Consider the following 17,998-nt stretch of genomic DNA (forward strand, 5'->3'; position numbering starts at 1 on the left):
CATAAAGCACAGTTGTATTGTAAATATCGTTTTTTCTATATTTCACTTTTCTCTTTCTTTGTGGTGGCACTTGTTTCATTAACAAATTCATTTCCTTTTTTCTCATCTATTGCATCATTTTTTTACTATCAAAAGACAGATATATCTTTTAGCATATTAAAAATCTGTTTGGGAGTTTTTATATTTGGGTATTTGAGTTATTTATTTATCTATTTTTTTATACGATAACTTTGCATTTGCGACAGCAAAAAAGATTGTAGCTAAATCTTATGCCGTAATATTCACTGTTCTTGTTTTCTGTTGTGTTACTCCTATTCTTTATAGTCAAATTGAAGTAAAAATCTTTGGTACCTATAAAGTGATTCCTGAGGTTTATCAAACAACAAGTAAGAAAGTAAAAGATAGCAATATTTATGTTCCTAAGAAACTTAGTTCTAAACTTGAGCTTAATAAACATCGGACTGATTATGAAAGCCCAATAAAGATTAAGGCTATTGGTAAGATAGAAAGCTTAGAAGTTGCAGTTCAAAAGAGTCAAAAGTTAGAAGATGTTTTGAAAAGGACTATTAAGAGTGACTATTTTGAAAGATTACGATTATCCCCAACATTGCTTAAATACTGGCAAGAAACATCTAGTTTTTCAGATACTTATGTTTTAGAAAATTTAAAGTTAGCTGATGGAACTTCTTTTAAGTATGATATATCCGATAGGGTTAGAGAGAAGCTTGATCATCTACAGATACTAGAAACCTTCTCAGCAAATAAGCTTATAAAAGTCAGAGTTATAGGTTTTCACTTAATGCTTAGTTATGGAGGTAGGGTTAGGGTTTACGACATTACTCGTGGTGCTGAGAATATTTTAACAGATGAGATATTTACTATTGGATGGAATAAATATCAATCAGATTGGAATGTATCTGGCTGGGATGAGATTGCAGATTTAAATATGAAAGCGATAAATACTGGTTACCTTACAATTTTAAATGCAGTTAGAAAGACGATTTTTAATAAGACTGAGTATTTTCAGATTATTGGTGAGTTAAAATTTAAATTTGATAGTAGCTCTAACGATATAAAAATAGATTTTTCTCAAATAAATAGTTATTTAAAAGGTAAAGCGGAAAAAGAACCTCTTACTGCACTAGCACTTACTATAGGTCTTGTAAATCAATGGGCTAATATTAAATCTGCTGATTGGAATTATCAAAATGTTTTAAACAACATATCAGGTCAAATAAAAAATGAGAAAACTTCTGCGAAACAGATTCAGGAGTTTAATGATTTGCACTTAAAGCTTCTTAATGAGAATGTGTATGTTAATTCAAAAGGTGATGTTAAGTATTAAGTTCTTTTTTAGAAACTATAAATATACTCTATACATTCATCTTTTTTAGGACCTACTATATCCCATTCTAACTTTATAGCATTACTTGTAATTTCAAGCTTTGCAGAATATAAGTCATCAACACAAACATGAGCTTCTTCACTCTGCCAGATAGTTTCTGATATTTTGATTAGGTTAAAAAGAGTGACCGTATTTTCATAACCAAAACGAGCATGAGATAGTTTGATTTTATTTGGAGATATTTGTTTCCAAATATACTCATTTGAGATTTTTGTTTGTTGAGAGGATATATCTAGTTTAAAAAAACCATCTTCTTTGAAAAGTATACAACCTTGCTTTATTTTTGTTGAAACAGTACCATTGCCACTACCATTCCATCCAGTTTGAGATTTACCTTTACTTGATGATATAAATTCAAAACTTTTGATTTGTTGCAGATATGAAAATAAATTCATTTTTTATAATTGAGATTTTTTAGCTTAGGTATATTATATGCAAAACAGGCTATTGAGAATACAGTAGTTTGAATAACAGTTAAAATACTGTAATATTCATTTCTGATTTTAATGAAATAAATATATTTATGAATTCTAAAGCCATTGGCTCAGTATTGCTTATCATTGGTACAACTATTGGTGCAGGAATGCTTTCTCTACCTTTAGTCGTTGCATCTTGTGGGTTTAAGGTGGCTATACTACTTTTGATATTATCATGGAGTGTTATGTATATGACAGCTCTTAAACTTTTAAACGCATGTGCTAAATACCCAGTAGGTGTTAATTTCACCACAATGCTAAAAGATAGAACGCCAAAGCTATATCAAGCAATATTTGCAGTAGTTTATATTTTACTACTTTATTCTTTGCTATCTGCCTATACATCTCAAGGCTCGAGTCTTGTTTCTTTAGCTCTGCCAAGCGGTAAAGCAAATGCTACGAATGTTGCTATACCAGCAATTATTTTTATTCTGATATTTGGTAGTTTAATGTATAGCTATAAGGTTAGTGATTATGCAAATCGAATTTTTGTGTTTTTAAAATTTCTATTTTTTATTCTAGCTATTGGTGGAATGTTTGTTTATATACAAATGGATTATTTAAGTAACATGCCTGTTTCACTATCAGCATTAGTATTTGCTTGGCCGACACTTTTACCATCGTTTGGGTTTCATAATGTAATTCCTGTTTTATATGAGTATCAAAATGGTGATATTAGGAGTATTAAAAAAAGTATTTTAATTGGAAGTTTAGCTGTTTTAATAATTTATTTTATTTGGATATTTTTGGCGCTTTCACTAATACCTCAAGAAGGTTTACATAGTTACCAGTCACTTTTTGTCAGTGGTAATAATACGCCAAATGGTTTTGTGAGCGAGATTAAAAATATTTCAAGCTCTTATATGTTAGAAATTGGTTTAAATACATTTATTCATATAGCCGTGATTACTTCATTTATTGGGGTTGGTATTTCTCTTATGCATTATATTAGAGATCTTTTTGTTAAGTACGATAAAAATGTCAGTAATCTTGAGCTTGGTTTTCTATGTTTTATACCCCCTCTTATATTTACGGTATTTTATCCACAAGGATTTATATTAGCATTACAATATGCAGCCATTTTTGCTGTTATAATTTTTGTTTATACTCCTATATTTATAGGATCTAAAAAAACCTTTGAACTTAGTGCTGTTAATCTGTACGCTGGAATTCTTGGCTCTTTAGTTATTGTTTCTCAAATCATTAATCTTTATTTTAATATCAATCCATTTGTTGGTTGATTAAGAGTTTAGGTAATTTAGCACTTTTGTGCTGATATAGGTCTGCTTAAGTGCAAAAAGACTAGTTTATTTATGAGAAAATGTTATCGTTTATTGTAGTTATAATTACATGGTCTGAGCAATATAAAAAAATGGTTGTACATAAGTTTGGTGGAAGTAGTCTCGCTAGTGCTGAAAAAATAAGAAACATTTCTAAAATCATTGATTATAAGGGGGATGCTATTGTAGTTTCTGCCTTAAATAAAACAACATCGCATTTGCGTGATGCTATTGAAAAAGCTTTATCTGGTGAAAATTATAATCACTTAATGGATACTGTGTGTAGTTTTCATACTGATATAGTAAAGGAATTAATCCCAGCCAATGAATCCTTAGTAGCTTTAGTTAGTAGAGATATTTGTGATATTAAGCATATTTTAAGCACTATAGTTATGACAGGCTCTTGTGCATCTAAATTAGAATTTTTTATACTAGGCTTCGGTGAAATTTGGTCAGCGAATATTTTAACAGCATACTTTCAATCTATAGGTGTTAAAGCAAATTTTGTAGATGCCTCTGAAAAATTAATTGTAGATGATAGTACTTATCCGGTGTGTGTGGATTGGCAAAAAAGTTCAGAAAAGTTAAATGTGCTATTAAATGATAATAAGGCTGATGTATACGTAATAACTGGATTTATAGCTCAAAATACTGAGGGAAAAAGGACTATTCTTGGGCTTAATTGCAGTGATTATTCTGCTGCTATATTTGCAAAATTATTGCAAGCGGATGAATTATATATCTGGACAGATGTTAAGGGGGTATATAGTGCTAACCCATCAGTTGTTCCTGAGGCAAAACCATTGTCTAGGCTTACTTATAAAGAGGCTTTGGAGTTGGCATATTTTGGCGCTTCGGTAGTGCATCCATTCACAATAGCACCTATGGCTCTAGAAAATACACCTATATACATCAAAAGTAGCTATTTTCCTTCGGAAAAAGGAACTAAAATAAGTGCTGAAAAAGATGAAGATCAAGGGCTTATTAAGGGTTTAACTAGTGTTTCAAATGTAGCTATCATTAGGGTTCAAGGAGCTGGAATGATAGGGGTTTCTGGCATCTCTGTGAAGGTTTTTAGTGCATTAGAGAAAGCAAATATTTCAGTTATGATGATCTCTCAAGCAAGTTCGGAGTATTCGATTTGCGTTGCTGTGGAAAGTTTACAAGCAGATAAGGCCTTAAGAGTCTTATCTCAAGAGTTTGTTAATGAGATAAGAAATAACCATATAGAAAAGATAATTGCTGAGAAACATTATTCTTTGATTACAGCTGTTGGTGAAGGAATGCGAGCTAAATCTGGATCTTTAGCAAAGCTGATAAACTCTTTGAGATTAGCAAATATAAATATTCATGCTATAGCACAAGGTTCATCAGAAAGAAGTGTTACTGTTGCAGTAAGGTCTGTAGATGAAAAAAGAGGTGTTCAGGCAATGCATAGGCATTATAACACCACTAGTAATGATGTGGCTGTAGCAGTTATTGGGGCTGGAAATATAGGTAAAGAATTAATTAACCAGCTAAAGCAAACATATGAAAGTTGGTATTCTAAAGGCATAAACATTGTTCTAATAGGCGTAACTAATTCGAGACAAATGAGATTAGTTTATGAAAACCTGTTGTTTGAGAATACAGAAACTCTTTTAGCTGAAGAGAATGAGCTGGTTGACTTAGAAAAGCTGGCTGAATTTATGTCAAAAGCTTCAGCAATTAAAAAGATCGTTATTGATGCTACAGCAAGTGAAGAAGTTTCTACTAAATATACTCACTTTTTAGAGAGAGGGGTTAATGTTGTAACCCCTAATAAATATGCTAACTCTAATGATTATGAGTATTATCAGCATTTAAGAAAAACAGCAAATCTTAGGGGAGTTAATTTTCTCTATGAAACAAATGTTTGTGCGGGTTTACCTTTAGTGAAAACTATTCAAAACATGGTACAAAGTGGCGATAATGTTAAAACGATACAAGGGATTTTCTCTGGGACATTGAGTTATATATTTACCGAACTTAATAATGGAGTTAGTTTTGCTGATGCTGTTAAGTTAGCTCATGATAAAGGTTATACCGAACCAGACCCTAGACAGGACTTATCAGGCTTAGATGTTGCTAGGAAAACGGTAATAATGGCTAGAGAAATAGGTGTAAATATTAGCTTGAATGATTTGGAAATAGAAAATCTAGTACCTGAAGAACTAAGAGAATGTTCATTAGAGGATTTTTTCATTAAACTACCTGGGTTTAATGATCAGATAATGAAGCAAATAGAGGCTAAAAAGCAAACGGCTATAGGTGTTCACTATATTGGGCGTGTCGAAAATGGCAAAGCAAGTGTAGGGATTCAAGGTTACGACCAAGGTAGTCCATTTGCTAACATTAGAGGAACAGATAATATAGTAATGATCTATACTGACCGTTATGTTCAACCTATGGTTATTCAAGGGGCAGGTGCAGGTATAGAAGTTACTGCTGCAGGTGTTTATGCAGATATTATTAGTATCATCAAAGAGAGTTAGTATATGGAACTAAGTGATAATGTAAATTTAGCTAAAGCTTTTGCTCCAGCCACAAGTGCTAATTTTGCAGTAGGATATGATTTGCTAGGATTCTCACTAAAAGGTGTCGGCGATATCGTAGAATTAAGAAAAAGAAAAGATTCTAGTTTGGTTATAAAAAGTATAGCTGGTGTAACAGGTGCAGACAAACTTCCTTTTGATATTGATAAAAATGTCGCTACAGCAGTTATTAAAAAATTTCTTAGTGATAAGAATTTTGAGATAGGTTTTGATGTCTATATTACTAAAGGCATAACTTTAGGCTCGGGAATGGGTGGTTCAGCAGCCTCTTCCGTAGCAGCGTTGATTGCTATGAATGCTTTTTTTAAAGAACCTTACTCATATGATGAATTAATTGATTATGCGATATATGGTGAAAGCCTTATATCTGGGTCTTTTCATGGAGATAATGCTGTACCATGTATGTATGGAGGTATGGTTTTACTTCAAAGTTCAAAGCCATGTAAAAAGATTGACTTGCCACTAGTTGAGTGTGATGTTGTTATAATTTGTCCGGCATTGTCTATAGAAACTAAAAAAGCTAGAGAAATTCTCAAAAAGCCTTACAACTTATCTACAGTTGTTGAGCATAGCTCTTATTTAGCTTCAACAATAAGTGCTCTATATACAAAAGATATTGATTTGTTGAGTGAGAGTTTAAAAGATGTTCTAATAGAGCCTAGACGAGCTAACTTAATCACGGGGTACTATGATGTACAAGCTGCAGCTTATGATTCAGGAGCTTTTGCTTGTGGTATTTCAGGTTCTGGGCCTACGATGTTTGCTTTAGTTAAAAAAGGAAATAACCCTGATAAAGTGGCGGATGTTATGAGTAATGTATTTAAAAAATCTGGTTTGGAATCAAGTGTATGGATTAGTTCTATGAACAGTGAAGGCGCATATTTACTAGAAAAAAATTAATAAGGTAGAATAAACAATGAATTTTATTAGCACTAGAAATGATAATATCTGTGTTACGTTAAGTGAAGCAATGCAAAATGGTTTAGCTGCAGATGGTGGCTTATTTGTACCTGAGACTTTTCCTAAGCCTGAATGGAATAAGTTTGACTCTAATATGAGTTATCCTGAGTTTGCTGCAAATATGCTTCAAAAATTTTTTGAAGGAGATGAATTAGAGTCTCATTTGTCTGATATTTGTCAAAAGACATTTAAGTTTCCTGCGCCAGTAAAACGATTAGATGAAAATACCTCTATATTAGAACTCTTCCATGGACCTACGCTATCTTTTAAAGATTTCGGAGCAGGATTTTTGGCTAATTGTTTAAGTTATATCAAAGATGATAAACCATTTACTATATTAGTTGCTACTTCAGGAGATACAGGATCTGCAGTTGCAGCAGCTTTTCACGGTAAAAAAAATATCAGAGTGGTCGTGATGTTTCCTAAAGGGAAAATTTCAGCACGACAAGAGGCTCAAATAACTTGTTGGGGTGATAATATTCAAGCAGTTGAAGTTGAGGGTGTTTTCGATGATTGTCAAAGTTTAGTTAAAGAGGCTTTTAAAACACCATGGTGGAGTGAAAGAACAAAGCTAAATACATCAAATAGTATAAATATCGGAAGATTATTGCCTCAATCAACATACTATGCATATACCTCTTGGCAGCACTATCTAAAGACAGGGCAGAAGATTAACTATATTATACCTTCCGGTAATTTAGGTAATATCACGGCTGCATATTGGGCAAAAGAAATGGGGTTTCCAATCGCGGAAATATCTATGAGTTTAAATGCTAATGCCACGATAACAGATTATATGAGCTCAGGTTTGTTTGAGCCAAGAAATAGCGTAGAAACTTTGGCAAATGCTATGGATGTTGGTAATCCTAGTAATTTTGAGAGATTAGTTTACTTGTTAGGTTCTCACGATGATTTCAAAAAAAGTATTAAAGCTTGCTGTGTGCCAGATAAGGAAATACAAGATACTATAAGCAGTGTTTACCAAGAGTATAAAGAAATTATTTGTCCTCATACGGCTACTGCTTTTGCAGCTAAGCATAAGTATAATGAAAATAAAGATTATGTAATCGTAGCCACAGCACATCCAGCAAAATTTGAGTCTGTTGTAGAGCCAATACTTGGTGTAAATGTGGATCCAACAGCAGATTTACAAAGATTGTTAGACAAGGATAAGCATAAGGTTAGTATTAATAAGAGTATGAAAGAACTTTGCGAAGTATATGAACAGCAAAACTAACAAAAAATTCAAACTGATAATTTTTGTTTAAAAGTATATAATGGCTCTTATATTAAGATATAAAAAAATTAAATTCTATTATGAGATTTGTTGATGAAGTAGTTATTAAATTACAGGCCGGTAAAGGCGGTAATGGTTGTGTAAGCTTTCGTAGAGAAAAATATGTACCTCTTGGTGGGCCAGATGGTGGCGATGGTGGACATGGCGGAAGCATTTATTTAAAAGCTGACGAGAATATAAACACTTTAATAGATTACCGCTATAAAAGAGAGTACCATGCTCAAAATGGTCAAGGTGGAATGGGTGCTAATTGCTACGGTAAGGCGGGCGATGATTTGTTTTTAATTGTCCCAGTTGGTACGAGTATTTTTGATCTTGAGACAAATAAGAAAGTTGGCGAGGTGATGAAGCACGAAGAAACCTATATGATCGCCGAAGGTGGTAAGAGAGGTATAGGGAATACGCACTTCAAAAGTAGTACAAACCAAGCCCCACGTAAATTCACATTAGGTGAAGAGGGTGAGTATAGAGAAGTTCGTCTTGAGCTGAATCTACTTGCTGATGTCGCATTGTTAGGTTTACCAAATGCTGGTAAATCAACATTAATTAGAGCAGTGTCAGCGGCTGTACCAAAGGTTGCGGATTACCCATTTACTACTATGTATCCTCATTTAGGAGTAGTGAAAGTAGGTGTTGATAGTTTTGTAATGGCAGATATTCCTGGTGTCATAGAGGGGGCTGCTGAAGGGGCTGGGCTTGGGCTTAGATTTTTAAAGCATCTAACAAGAGCAAGGTGTGTTCTACATGTGGTAGATATTTGTCCGTTTGATGAGTCTGATCCTGTTGAAAACTATTTTGCTGTTGAAAAGGAGCTAGAAAAATATAGTGAAGATCTTTACGATAAACCAAGGTTTTTGGTTATAAATAAAACAGATTTGTTAGGAAATGAAGTTGAGGAGAAGTGTGCTGAGTTTGTTGAGGAAATAGGTTACGACGACAAATACTTTACAATATCTGCGGCAATGAGACAAAATACAGAGATGTTAGCTAAAAACCTTAATGAGTTTTTAAATAGGGAAGAGTAACTTTAGATGAAACTGAGAAATCTAATATTTGGTTCACCAATTCCTACTGCGAAACAACAAGAGCAGAAGATAGGTCTTTTCTCTGGGTTTGCGATATTATCCTCTAATGCATTATCATCAGTTTCCTATGCAACTAGCGAAATATTTATAGTTCTAGGTACGGCTGGAGCATTAGCTATTGCTAAATATTCCATTGGTGTAGCTATAATGGTTGTGTTGCTGATATTACTTATGGGAGTTTCTTATGCCCAGGTTATAAAAGCTCACCCAGAAGGCGGTGGTTCTTATTCTATAGTTAAAAGTAATTTTAGTGAGAAGATGGTTCTTTTGACTTCGGCCTCACTGATTATAGACTATATACTAACAGTAGCTGTATCTGTATCTATGGCTTCAGTGGCTATAAGTTCAGCTTTCCCAGTATTTAATAACTTTATGGTTGAGATAGCTTTAGCACTTTTAGTTTTGATAATGATTGTTAATTTACGTGGTGTGAAATCTACAGCTCGAATATTTGCTTGGCCGACTTATCTATTTATTGTTTCAATAATTTCATTAATAGTAGTAGGGTTTTATAAGTACCATAATGGTAGCTTAGAACAATTTAATTATAGTCAAGAGCATATGAATCATATGAGTCATATGAATTCTGCTATGGGTGTTTTGACTGTAACTTTGGTTTTAAGAGCATTCTCGTCAGGTAGTGCTGCACTAACAGGTATTGAGTCTTACGCAAATGGAGTATCATCGTATAAAACACCTATGATGAACCGAGCATTGATCGGTTTAGGATTGATGATAATCCTTTCTATGGTGATGTTTGCTGGTGTAACATTTATTGCAACACAAACTAAAATTTTCCCTGACTTTACAGAGAGTATATTGTCTCAATTAGGTCACCAAGTATTAGGTGATGGTGCTGCATACTACTTCTTACAAGCTTCAACTTGCTTGATTTTATTGATGGCTGCAAATACATGTTTTACTGGTTTTCCAACTCTAGCTTCGATAATGAGTAAAGATAAGTATTTACCTGAACAACTTCAAAGAGTTGGAGATAGGTTTGCTTTTAGAAATGGCATCATAATGCTTACATGTACTTCTGCGGTATTAGTAATAATGTTTGAAGCTCAGGTGAATAAACTTATACCGCTTTATGCTTTTGGTGTATTTATAGCATTTACACTATGTCAAGCAGGACTGGTAAAACATTGGTACAAGAATAAGAGAATATATAGAAGTTGGGGTGTTAGAGCATTTATAAATGCTATCGGCTGTATTGCGACTTTTATAGTCTTGCTGACAATTATTGAGAGTAAATTTTTTGAAGGTGTTTGGGTTGTTATTATAGCTATATCTATAATCATGTACTGCTTGTATAAGGTAAAAAAACACTATCTCATAAGAGAGCAAAATTTGACTATTAGTGTTGATGAAGCAATAGTTAGTGCATCGGTAAATAGAAGGACTAAGCCAAAGATTGTTCTTTTAGTTTCTCGTATTCATAAAGGAACGATAGAAGCACTACAGTTGGCAAGAAACTTATCTGATGATATAACTCCAGTATATGTATCTGCAGATGAGAAAAAGATAGCTAAAATCAAAGGACAATGGAAGGGGCTAGCTTTTCAGGAAAAGCTACTTATTTTGAGACCAGTTTATAATTCCTTCATCACTCCTATTGTAAAAATTCTGCATAAAAATGATTTGCGTGATCCTGAAAAGGGTTATTCTGTAGTTATTATACCTGAGGTTATAAATACTAAATGGTGGCACTTTTTACTGCATAATCAAAATTCAAAAATGCTTAAGCTTGCTATAACAGCCATGGATAAAAGGGATCAAAAAACAGTTTCACGTGTTGTTATTTCTGTACCATATAAGGCGGAGTAGATGAGTTTTCTAAAAGATATTTGGTTCGTTTTTAAGCCTTTTTGGCATTCAAACTCAAGCTTTAGAATTCTGTTTGTTTTAAGTGTTTGCATTATTTTAGAGTTTATTAGTGTTGGGTTGAGCGTTTATCTTAACTATTGGTATGTTGATTTTTATAACTCTATTCAAAACTATAACTACCAGTTATTAATTCATCAATTAATAGCTTTTGTTGGCATAGTTTTTTTTATGTTAGTAAATAGCTTTCTCTTATACATTGTGAGTCAAATTTTTATCATAAAAATAAGGAATTCTCTAACTCAAATATATACCGAAAAATGGCTTTACTCAAAACACTATGCTTGTGTGCAAGAGACTTGCGATAACCCTGATGAGAGAATAAGTAATGATATTAAAGAGTTTGTTTCTATTTTAAGAAATCTGTTTTTAGGGTTTATAGGAAGTGTGCTTACATTTGTGCTTTTTTCGTATATATTATGGGAACTTTCTGGATCAGTAAGCTTTAAGTTTTTGGGTTATAACTTAGTAGTTAAGGGATATTTGTTTTGGTTGGCAGTATTACTTGCTGGCTTAAATGCATATATAGTTATCAAGGTTGGTAAACCACTTAGAAAGCTTGTTTATGAAAAGCAAAAATTTGAGGCAGAGTTTCGGTACAACTTAGCAAATATACGCGGCAATAAGAATACAATATGTGAATCAGGACTTGAAAAATTTAAGGTTTCAACCTTAAAACAAAACTTTAGTCAGGTGGTAGATAATTTTTATAAGTTAACTTTTCGAGAGGTCAAAATAAATATCGTAACAGGACTTTTCTCTCAAGTTTATGCAGTGATTGGGATATTTTTGTCATTACCAAGGTACTTTGCTAAAGTGATAAGCTTTGGTCAGGTTATGCAAATAAATGCTGCTTTTTTAAAAGTTGTATCGCCATTATTGTTTTTTGTTTATAGTTATGAAAGTGTGGCAAAGCTAAAGGCAAATGTGCAGAGACTTAAGGAATTGAAGTTGCAAATTGATGTGAGTGATAATAGGTCTGTTTATAAGATTGAGCCTACACAGGAGCAGTTTTTGAATATAAAAAACTTAGATGTTAGTAACCCTAAGGAAAGGCTTTTAATTGGGGTCAATTTATCACTAACACAGGGAGAAAGTGTTTTTATAAAAGGTCCGGTAGGAGTTGGTAAAACTACCTTTCTAAGAGTTCTAAATGGTTTGAATCATGATTTTGAGGGTGAAATCTCTTACAATACAATACCAATGATTTTATTTTTAAGCTCTAACCCTTATTTCCCCAAAGATGATTTCAAACGTGCAGTATTTAGTTCAAATTTATCAAATATCCCTACAGATGATGAGTTTGTAGAGATTCTGGAAGATCTCGGGTTAGAGCATTTGGTGAAATTTGTTGGACAACTCTATGATTGGAAACACTTACTTTCAGCTGGTGAATTAAAAAGCTTAGCATTTTGTAGACTATATACTAATGATTATAATCTTGTGATAATTGATGAAGCTCTTACAAATACTTCTGTATCCTTTAAAGAAAAAATATATAAGCTTTTAAAGCAAAAAAAGATGAATTATATAAGTTCAAGTCATAATAATGATGCTAGTGAGTATCACGATAAAATTATTTGCTTAGGTGATTATAGGATTTATAGATAAATGGTTATGTTTAGCCAAAGGCGCATATAAGGTCGAATAGCAATGATAAGGTTTTTAAAAAGTTTTTGGCATATATCCGATTTTTTCTGGAAAAGCAAACTGGGGAAAATAGCTGTAATTATAATTGTTTTATTACTCAGTTTAGAAGGATTAGGAGTTGCTGTAAGTGTCTATATGAATGAGTGGAATGTTGGATTTTATAACTCTATACAAGAGTATGATAAGTCATTGCTAAAACACCAATTAATTATTTTTTTAGTATTAACATCGGTTATGATGTTTAATTTCTTTTTATCTTATTTAGTTAGGGAATTCTTTGTAATTTTTGTAAGAAAACCAATGACCAATTTTTATACTAAAAACTGGCTATATTCACAGTCTTATTTTACAAGCAAACATGTTGATAATCCCGAGGAAAGAATTGATGAGGATATTACCAGATTTATTACAGACTCCCAATCTTTGTTTTTGGGTATCATTAGAAGCATTTTTAGTTTTTTTTCATTTGCTGTAGTTTTATGGGGACTTTCAGGTAATTACACATTCTCTGCTTTGGGTGTGACATTTACTATATATGGTTATTTATTCTGGGTAGCTTTTTTGTTAGGTATTTTAAATATTGCTGTGGTATTTTGGATCGGCAAACCTTTAAAGAAACTAGTTTACCAAAAACAAAAATTACAAGCTAACTTTAGGTACCATTTATCTACTATAAGAAATAATAGGTCGTCAGTTAGAGACTACAATGCTGAAAAATATGAGTATGCTTGTTCTAAAAGAAACTTTAAAGCGGTTGTAGATAATTTCTTCGGATTGATGTTCCGTAATGCAAAATTAGATGTTGTAAATTCTTTATTTAGTCAGGTTTATGCAGTAATCGGAACAATAATGTCTTTGCCGAGATATTTCGCCAAACAAATAAGTTTTGGGCAAATGATGCAGGTTAATTCGGCGGTTATGCAAGTAATTTTTCCAATGGTGTATTTGACATATGTTTATGAAACATTAGCGAGTTTACGAGCAAGTATGTCACGACTTGCAGAGTTAAAATATGAGATTTCTAAATGCGATGATGTAACAAGTAGCGAAAAAGAGCATGAGCTAACAAGCCTAGATAACCTTTTAGAAGTTAAAAAATTCTCTTTAGCAGACTGCTCAAAATCACATTTTTTACTTGATAAAGTAAGTTTTAGTTTAAAGAATCATGATAGGTTGCTGATAAGTGGGGCTTCAGGGGTAGGAAAAAGCACTTTGTTACGGGCGATTGCGAAAGTTGGATATGGTAACAATTATGAAGTAAATATTGTTTTTGCTAAAGAATGTTTTAGAGTTTGCTTATTTCCACAAACACCTTATTATCCTGAAGATGATTTTAAAAGAGCTGTTTTTTATCCAATACATTCGGGGATTCCCTCAGATGAAAGATTTGTTGATATCTTAAAGAAGCTTGGTGTCGGATATCTAGCTAAATATGTTAATACAGTAAATGATTGGAGAAATTTTTTATCTTCTGGAGAACAGCAGAAACTTAACTTTTGTCGAGTGTTTATTAAAAGATATGATTTACTCTTACTTGATGAGGCGACATCAAATATAGATGCTAATTCTGAAAGAAGGATATATGAGTTTTTACAGCAGAATAATTTGACATATATATCAACAAGCCATAATGAAAGAATTAAAAAGTATCACAATAGATTTTTAAGTTTTTCTAATTGATTATTAGGTGAGTAGCAATACTTGCAAAATAACCTATTGCAATAACCCATGTCCATTTTAAGTGACCCATAAAAGTATACTTGCCATTTGCTTTACCCATTACAGCAACACCAGCTGCAGAACCAACCGAAAGTAAGCTACCACCTACACCAGCTGTAAGGGTTATTAGTAGCCATTGAGTGTGGTCTAACTCAGGGTGCATACTAAGTACCGCAAACATTACAGGAATGTTGTCAATAATAGCAGAGAATATACCTATAAGAGTGTTTGCTTGAGTGTGAGCATCAAACAATGATGGTGCTATAGATTGCATATCTGTATAAATGTATTGTGATGCAATTCCTAGATAACCTAGCGTAGCTAAACCTTGTACGGCAACTAGTATGCCATAGAAAAATAGCAGTGTATCCCACTCAGCATTTTTAACTTTATCAAAGATATTGAATGCTTCATACGACATTTTATGTGCATTAGGGTTTTTCTTTTGATGACAGGTAATGCTAAGACCATAGATATAGTTATAAATCATCACATAGCCAAGACCAGTCATCATCCCAAGTGCGGGAGGTAAGTGTAGTATATGTTCAAAAGTAATTGCTGTAATGATTGTTGCAATGAAGAGAATAATTGTTATTACAGCACCTTTTTTAAACTTTACTTTTTCCTGAATAATTGTTTGTGCTTTCATTTTTGGCAAGAAAAAACTCATAATAATAGCAGGAATAAGGGCATTGACTACTGATGGTATAAAGATCGCAAAAAATTCGTTGAATTCAACAACACCAGTTTGCCAAACCATAAGTGTAGTAATGTCACCAAATGGTGAAAAAGCACCACCAGCATTCGCACAAACCACCACATTTACACATGCCATAGTGATGAATTGTTTATTATCTTTTCCAATTGCGATAACAACAGTACTCATAACTAAAGCAGTGGTTAAATTGTCTGCTACAGCTGATAAGAAAAATGAAATAACCCCTGTAAGCCAAAAAACTCCAAGATAACTAAACCCTGCTCGGACTAGTATGCTTTTGAGTTTCTCAAAGACATTTCGATCTTCCATAAGGTTTATGTATGCCATAGCTACCATTAAGAATAGTAAAAGCTCACCATATTCAACCATAATGTGATCAAAATTAGCGGAGACTATATGTCCAGCATGGGTTGTATTGCCGACTATAGCGACTAATGCCCAGATTATTCCCGCAGCTAGTACAACGGGTTTTGATTTATTTAAGTGAGTAAAGTCTTCTGTGACTACAAAAAGATAAGCGATACAGAATACAGCAACGGCAATTATTGAATAAACATTTGTAGGAGCTCCGAGATCACCATTAGTTGAGCTACTGGCAAAACTTAGTATTGGTAGTAAACTTATAAGAGATATTAGGCTTGTTTTTTTAAGCATAGCAGTATCGAAATTTATTTAAAAACTTAGGGCTTAGTATATCATGCTGAGGCAAATATAGGCAATGAGTTTAGTTGAAGCAACCTCTTATTATTGTTGTATTTGCAACCGTAGTTATTGAAAGAATAAATTATGTATTTAATATAAGTTTTTATATGTTATAATCTTTGAACTGAAAAATATAATAATATAAAACCACTAGGCTTTAACTAATTATGGCATTAGACAATTTATTACACCCTACAAACATCAAGATTGATGACTATGCTACAAACTCGACTAAGTTTTCTTTTGAAGCTTTAGAAAGAGGCGTGGGTTATACTCTTGGTTTTGCTCTAAAGCAAACTATGCTTTACTCTATAAATGGTGCATGTGTTACTAGCATCAAAATTAATGATGGTAAAATTTCATCACTAGAAGACATTGTTCCTTGTGAAGAAACTGTTGCTGATATTATCTTAAATATTAAAGATTTAGCAGTATCTCTTGAAGATGGTATTGAGTCTGGAAGTTTAGTCTTTGAACTTTCTGGTGAAGCAGAAGAGATATTTTCTGAAGAAGCTAAGCTTTCTGAAGGTTTAAGCATCAATGAAGAAGTGTTTATTTGTAGTTACACTGGTAGTAAAAAATTAAAAATTCAAGCTACAGTTGAAAAAGGTATTGGCTATAGAGAAACTACTGAAAACTTCAAAGATGGAGAGTTTCTTTTAGATGCTGCATTTTCACCAATTAACTTTTGTGAATTTGAAGTAAGAGATGCTCGTGTTGGTAGAAGAACTGACCTTGATAGACTTGATTTTAATATTAAGACAAATGGTAATACAACTCCAGAAGAAGCTTTAAGACTTGCTGCAACTAAGATCCAAAATCAATTAACAAATATTGTTAATGTTGAGGAGATTAATCAAGGCATCTTTGTTGAAGATCCAACTAAAGATATTGATCCTGATTTACTTAAGCATGTTGAAGAGCTTAATCTAACAGCTAGATCTTCTAATTGTTTGAAAGCTGTAAACATAAGATTTATAGGTGAGTTAGTACAAAAAACTGAAGGAGAGCTTTTAAGAGCCCCTAACTTTGGTAAGAAATCACTTACTGAAATAAAAGATAAGTTAACTGAATTGAATTTATCTTTAGGTACAATGATCGACAATTGGCCTGAAGATTTATAATCACTTTTGCCGGAGTGGTGAAATTGGTAGACACGCCGGATTCAAAATCCGGTTCTAGTGATAGAGTGCCGGTTCGAGTCCGGCCTTCGGTACCAGATATACTATCAATAGTATAGCATTAAGCCTTCGATTCCTTATTTCACAAAGGAGTTGAGGGCTTTTTTGTTTCTATAGAGTGAGAAAGAATAAAGTCTGTATTTTTACAAAAAATTATTAATCTAAGTTTTATAGTTATCTCAATTATTTTAATTTTCTTATAGTTATGTGAGTTAAAAGTGTTTGTTAGTGGTTATAATAATCTATATATCTTGCAGATAATTTATAAAGGTAACAAAAAATGCGATATGTAGCGATACTGATAATATTGATTATACTAGCTTTACTTTTTTTGTAGAGGTGGAGAGATAGATGTTTAAATTTCTAAAATATATTCTCATCATAGTAATACTGATAATTATAGCGTCGTTTGTTATGAGTAAGAGAAGTAACGAGATAGTACCAACAGCTATTAGCATCCAAAAAATTGGTGAATTAGCTACTTTAAAAGTTGTAGTTAGTGGTAATTCTTTATATGTATCTGATGATGGTATGCTAGTTGAAAATACCGCAAACTATAGCTATAAATCATCAGCTACTTTATCGACTAATATTGATAAAGCTAGTATCAAAATTAATAAAAAAGATAAAACCATAACCCTAAGAGTTAAGCCACCTAGAGTAACATCCGTTACAATAGATTTTGATAAAACTAAGCAGTTAAGTAGGCAAGCGTATACATTTAAAGTATTGCCTAGGTTAGGGGTTATAAATACTGATCCTGATGATAATTTAGCAAATATAGCATATAAAGAAGTTCAAAAGCTTACTAATAATATCGCATCTTCACAAAAGCATATTGATCAGGCAAAGAATAAATTTGTTAGCTTAATGAATAAACAGTATGAGCCACTTGGCTGGAAAGTCATGGTAGTTTGGTTGGAATAAGATTTAAAACTCTCTCTTAGCCTCTCTCTTATTAATAGAGGAGGTTAAGAGGAGTATTTTATAAATTGTTATTAAGAAATAAAAATTTAATAGTTCCTCTTCTATATTTTAGAGGAGGCTAGGAGGAGTATTTAAAAA

General features: G+C 32.6%; 13 protein-coding genes and 1 tRNA gene. 12 read left to right on the forward strand and 2 right to left on the reverse strand.

Annotated elements, in window-relative coordinates; translation table 11 throughout:
* Positions 1-358: 358 nt before the first annotated feature.
* Entirely contained in the window at positions 359-1,345 is a 987-nt protein-coding gene (locus tag FLM55_RS07580; protein WP_178948718.1) for a hypothetical protein, read from the forward strand.
* Positions 1,346-1,353: 8 nt separating this feature from the next.
* Here the strand turns inward: FLM55_RS07580 and FLM55_RS07585 are convergent, their stop codons facing one another.
* The gene (locus FLM55_RS07585) at positions 1,354-1,800 is read right to left on the reverse strand and encodes a DUF6314 family protein (protein ID WP_178948719.1); all 447 of its coding nucleotides are present in this window, start codon (positions 1,798-1,800) and stop codon (positions 1,354-1,356) included.
* Between the two features lie 128 nt (positions 1,801-1,928).
* Here FLM55_RS07585 and FLM55_RS07590 point away from each other — a divergent pair, with 128 nt between their 5' ends.
* The 8 genes from FLM55_RS07590 (at position 1,929) to FLM55_RS07625 (ending at position 14,293) form a co-directional block, all read left to right on the forward strand.
* Complete coding sequence (locus tag FLM55_RS07590; protein WP_178948720.1) at positions 1,929-3,122, forward strand: amino acid permease; 1,194 nt, start codon at positions 1,929-1,931, stop codon at positions 3,120-3,122.
* 131 nt (positions 3,123-3,253) lie between these two features.
* Entirely contained in the window at positions 3,254-5,674 is a 2,421-nt protein-coding gene (gene thrA, locus FLM55_RS07595) for a bifunctional aspartate kinase/homoserine dehydrogenase I (protein ID WP_178949092.1), read from the forward strand.
* A 3-nt stretch (positions 5,675-5,677) separates the two neighbouring features.
* Positions 5,678-6,634, forward strand: a complete 957-nt coding sequence (locus tag FLM55_RS07600) for a homoserine kinase (protein WP_178948721.1) — start codon at positions 5,678-5,680, stop codon at positions 6,632-6,634.
* A gap of 16 nt (positions 6,635-6,650) precedes the next feature.
* A complete protein-coding gene (thrC, locus tag FLM55_RS07605) occupies positions 6,651-7,931 on the forward strand; it encodes a threonine synthase (protein WP_178948722.1) in 1,281 nt (426 codons plus the stop codon).
* 80 nt (positions 7,932-8,011) lie between these two features.
* On the forward strand, positions 8,012-9,016 hold the full coding sequence (gene cgtA, locus FLM55_RS07610) for an Obg family GTPase CgtA (RefSeq protein ID WP_178948723.1): 1,005 nt from the start codon (positions 8,012-8,014) through the stop codon (positions 9,014-9,016).
* A gap of 6 nt (positions 9,017-9,022) precedes the next feature.
* Positions 9,023-10,906 (forward strand): APC family permease, encoded by a 1,884-nt coding sequence (locus FLM55_RS07615; RefSeq protein ID WP_178948724.1) that lies wholly within the window; start codon positions 9,023-9,025, stop codon positions 10,904-10,906.
* On the forward strand, positions 10,907-12,574 hold the full coding sequence (locus FLM55_RS09545; RefSeq protein ID WP_178948725.1) for an ABC transporter ATP-binding protein/permease: 1,668 nt from the start codon (positions 10,907-10,909) through the stop codon (positions 12,572-12,574). It abuts the gene before it with no gap.
* 42 nt (positions 12,575-12,616) lie between these two features.
* Complete coding sequence (locus FLM55_RS07625; RefSeq protein WP_178948726.1) at positions 12,617-14,293, forward strand: ABC transporter ATP-binding protein/permease; 1,677 nt, start codon at positions 12,617-12,619, stop codon at positions 14,291-14,293.
* On the opposite strand, the gene nhaD is transcribed toward FLM55_RS07625, so the two are convergent.
* Positions 14,286-15,704, reverse strand: a complete 1,419-nt coding sequence (gene nhaD, locus FLM55_RS07630) for a sodium:proton antiporter NhaD (RefSeq protein ID WP_178948727.1) — start codon at positions 15,702-15,704, stop codon at positions 14,286-14,288. The genes FLM55_RS07625 and nhaD overlap by 8 nt on opposite strands.
* Before the next feature lie 215 nt (positions 15,705-15,919).
* Here nhaD and FLM55_RS07635 point away from each other — a divergent pair, with 215 nt between their 5' ends.
* From FLM55_RS07635 to FLM55_RS07645, 3 genes are all read left to right on the forward strand, one after another.
* On the forward strand, positions 15,920-16,876 hold the full coding sequence (locus tag FLM55_RS07635) for a DNA-directed RNA polymerase subunit alpha (RefSeq protein ID WP_112870512.1): 957 nt from the start codon (positions 15,920-15,922) through the stop codon (positions 16,874-16,876).
* A gap of 8 nt (positions 16,877-16,884) precedes the next feature.
* Positions 16,885-16,971: transfer RNA gene (locus FLM55_RS07640), tRNA-Leu, on the forward strand.
* A gap of 376 nt (positions 16,972-17,347) precedes the next feature.
* Positions 17,348-17,860 carry a DUF4230 domain-containing protein gene (locus tag FLM55_RS07645; protein ID WP_256868866.1) on the forward strand — a complete coding sequence of 171 codons (513 nt, stop codon included), beginning with the start codon at positions 17,348-17,350 and terminating at the stop codon, positions 17,858-17,860.
* Positions 17,861-17,998 lie beyond the last annotated feature (138 nt).

It is taken from the genome of Francisella sp. Scap27, assembly GCF_013394105.1.
Lineage (GTDB): Bacteria > Pseudomonadota > Gammaproteobacteria > Francisellales > Francisellaceae > Francisella > Francisella adeliensis.

Excerpts from the sequence above, each read along its gene's own strand:
- FLM55_RS07585 (WP_178948719.1), bottom strand. The coding sequence starts at position 1,800 with ATGAATTTATTTTCATATCTGCAACAAATCAAAAGTTTTGAATTTATA.
- FLM55_RS07590 (WP_178948720.1), top strand. The coding sequence starts at position 1,929 with ATGAATTCTAAAGCCATTGGCTCAGTATTGCTTATCATTGGTACAACT.
- thrA (WP_178949092.1), top strand. The coding sequence starts at position 3,254 with ATGGTTGTACATAAGTTTGGTGGAAGTAGTCTCGCTAGTGCTGAAAAA.
- FLM55_RS07600 (WP_178948721.1), top strand. The coding sequence starts at position 5,678 with ATGGAACTAAGTGATAATGTAAATTTAGCTAAAGCTTTTGCTCCAGCC.
- thrC (WP_178948722.1), top strand. The coding sequence starts at position 6,651 with ATGAATTTTATTAGCACTAGAAATGATAATATCTGTGTTACGTTAAGT.
- cgtA (WP_178948723.1), top strand. The coding sequence starts at position 8,012 with ATGAGATTTGTTGATGAAGTAGTTATTAAATTACAGGCCGGTAAAGGC.
- FLM55_RS07615 (WP_178948724.1), top strand. The coding sequence starts at position 9,023 with ATGAAACTGAGAAATCTAATATTTGGTTCACCAATTCCTACTGCGAAA.
- FLM55_RS09545 (WP_178948725.1), top strand. The coding sequence starts at position 10,907 with ATGAGTTTTCTAAAAGATATTTGGTTCGTTTTTAAGCCTTTTTGGCAT.
- FLM55_RS07625 (WP_178948726.1), top strand. The coding sequence starts at position 12,617 with ATGATAAGGTTTTTAAAAAGTTTTTGGCATATATCCGATTTTTTCTGG.
- nhaD (WP_178948727.1), bottom strand. The coding sequence starts at position 15,704 with ATGCTTAAAAAAACAAGCCTAATATCTCTTATAAGTTTACTACCAATA.
- FLM55_RS07635 (WP_112870512.1), top strand. The coding sequence starts at position 15,920 with ATGGCATTAGACAATTTATTACACCCTACAAACATCAAGATTGATGAC.
- FLM55_RS07645 (WP_256868866.1), top strand. The coding sequence starts at position 17,348 with ATGAGTAAGAGAAGTAACGAGATAGTACCAACAGCTATTAGCATCCAA.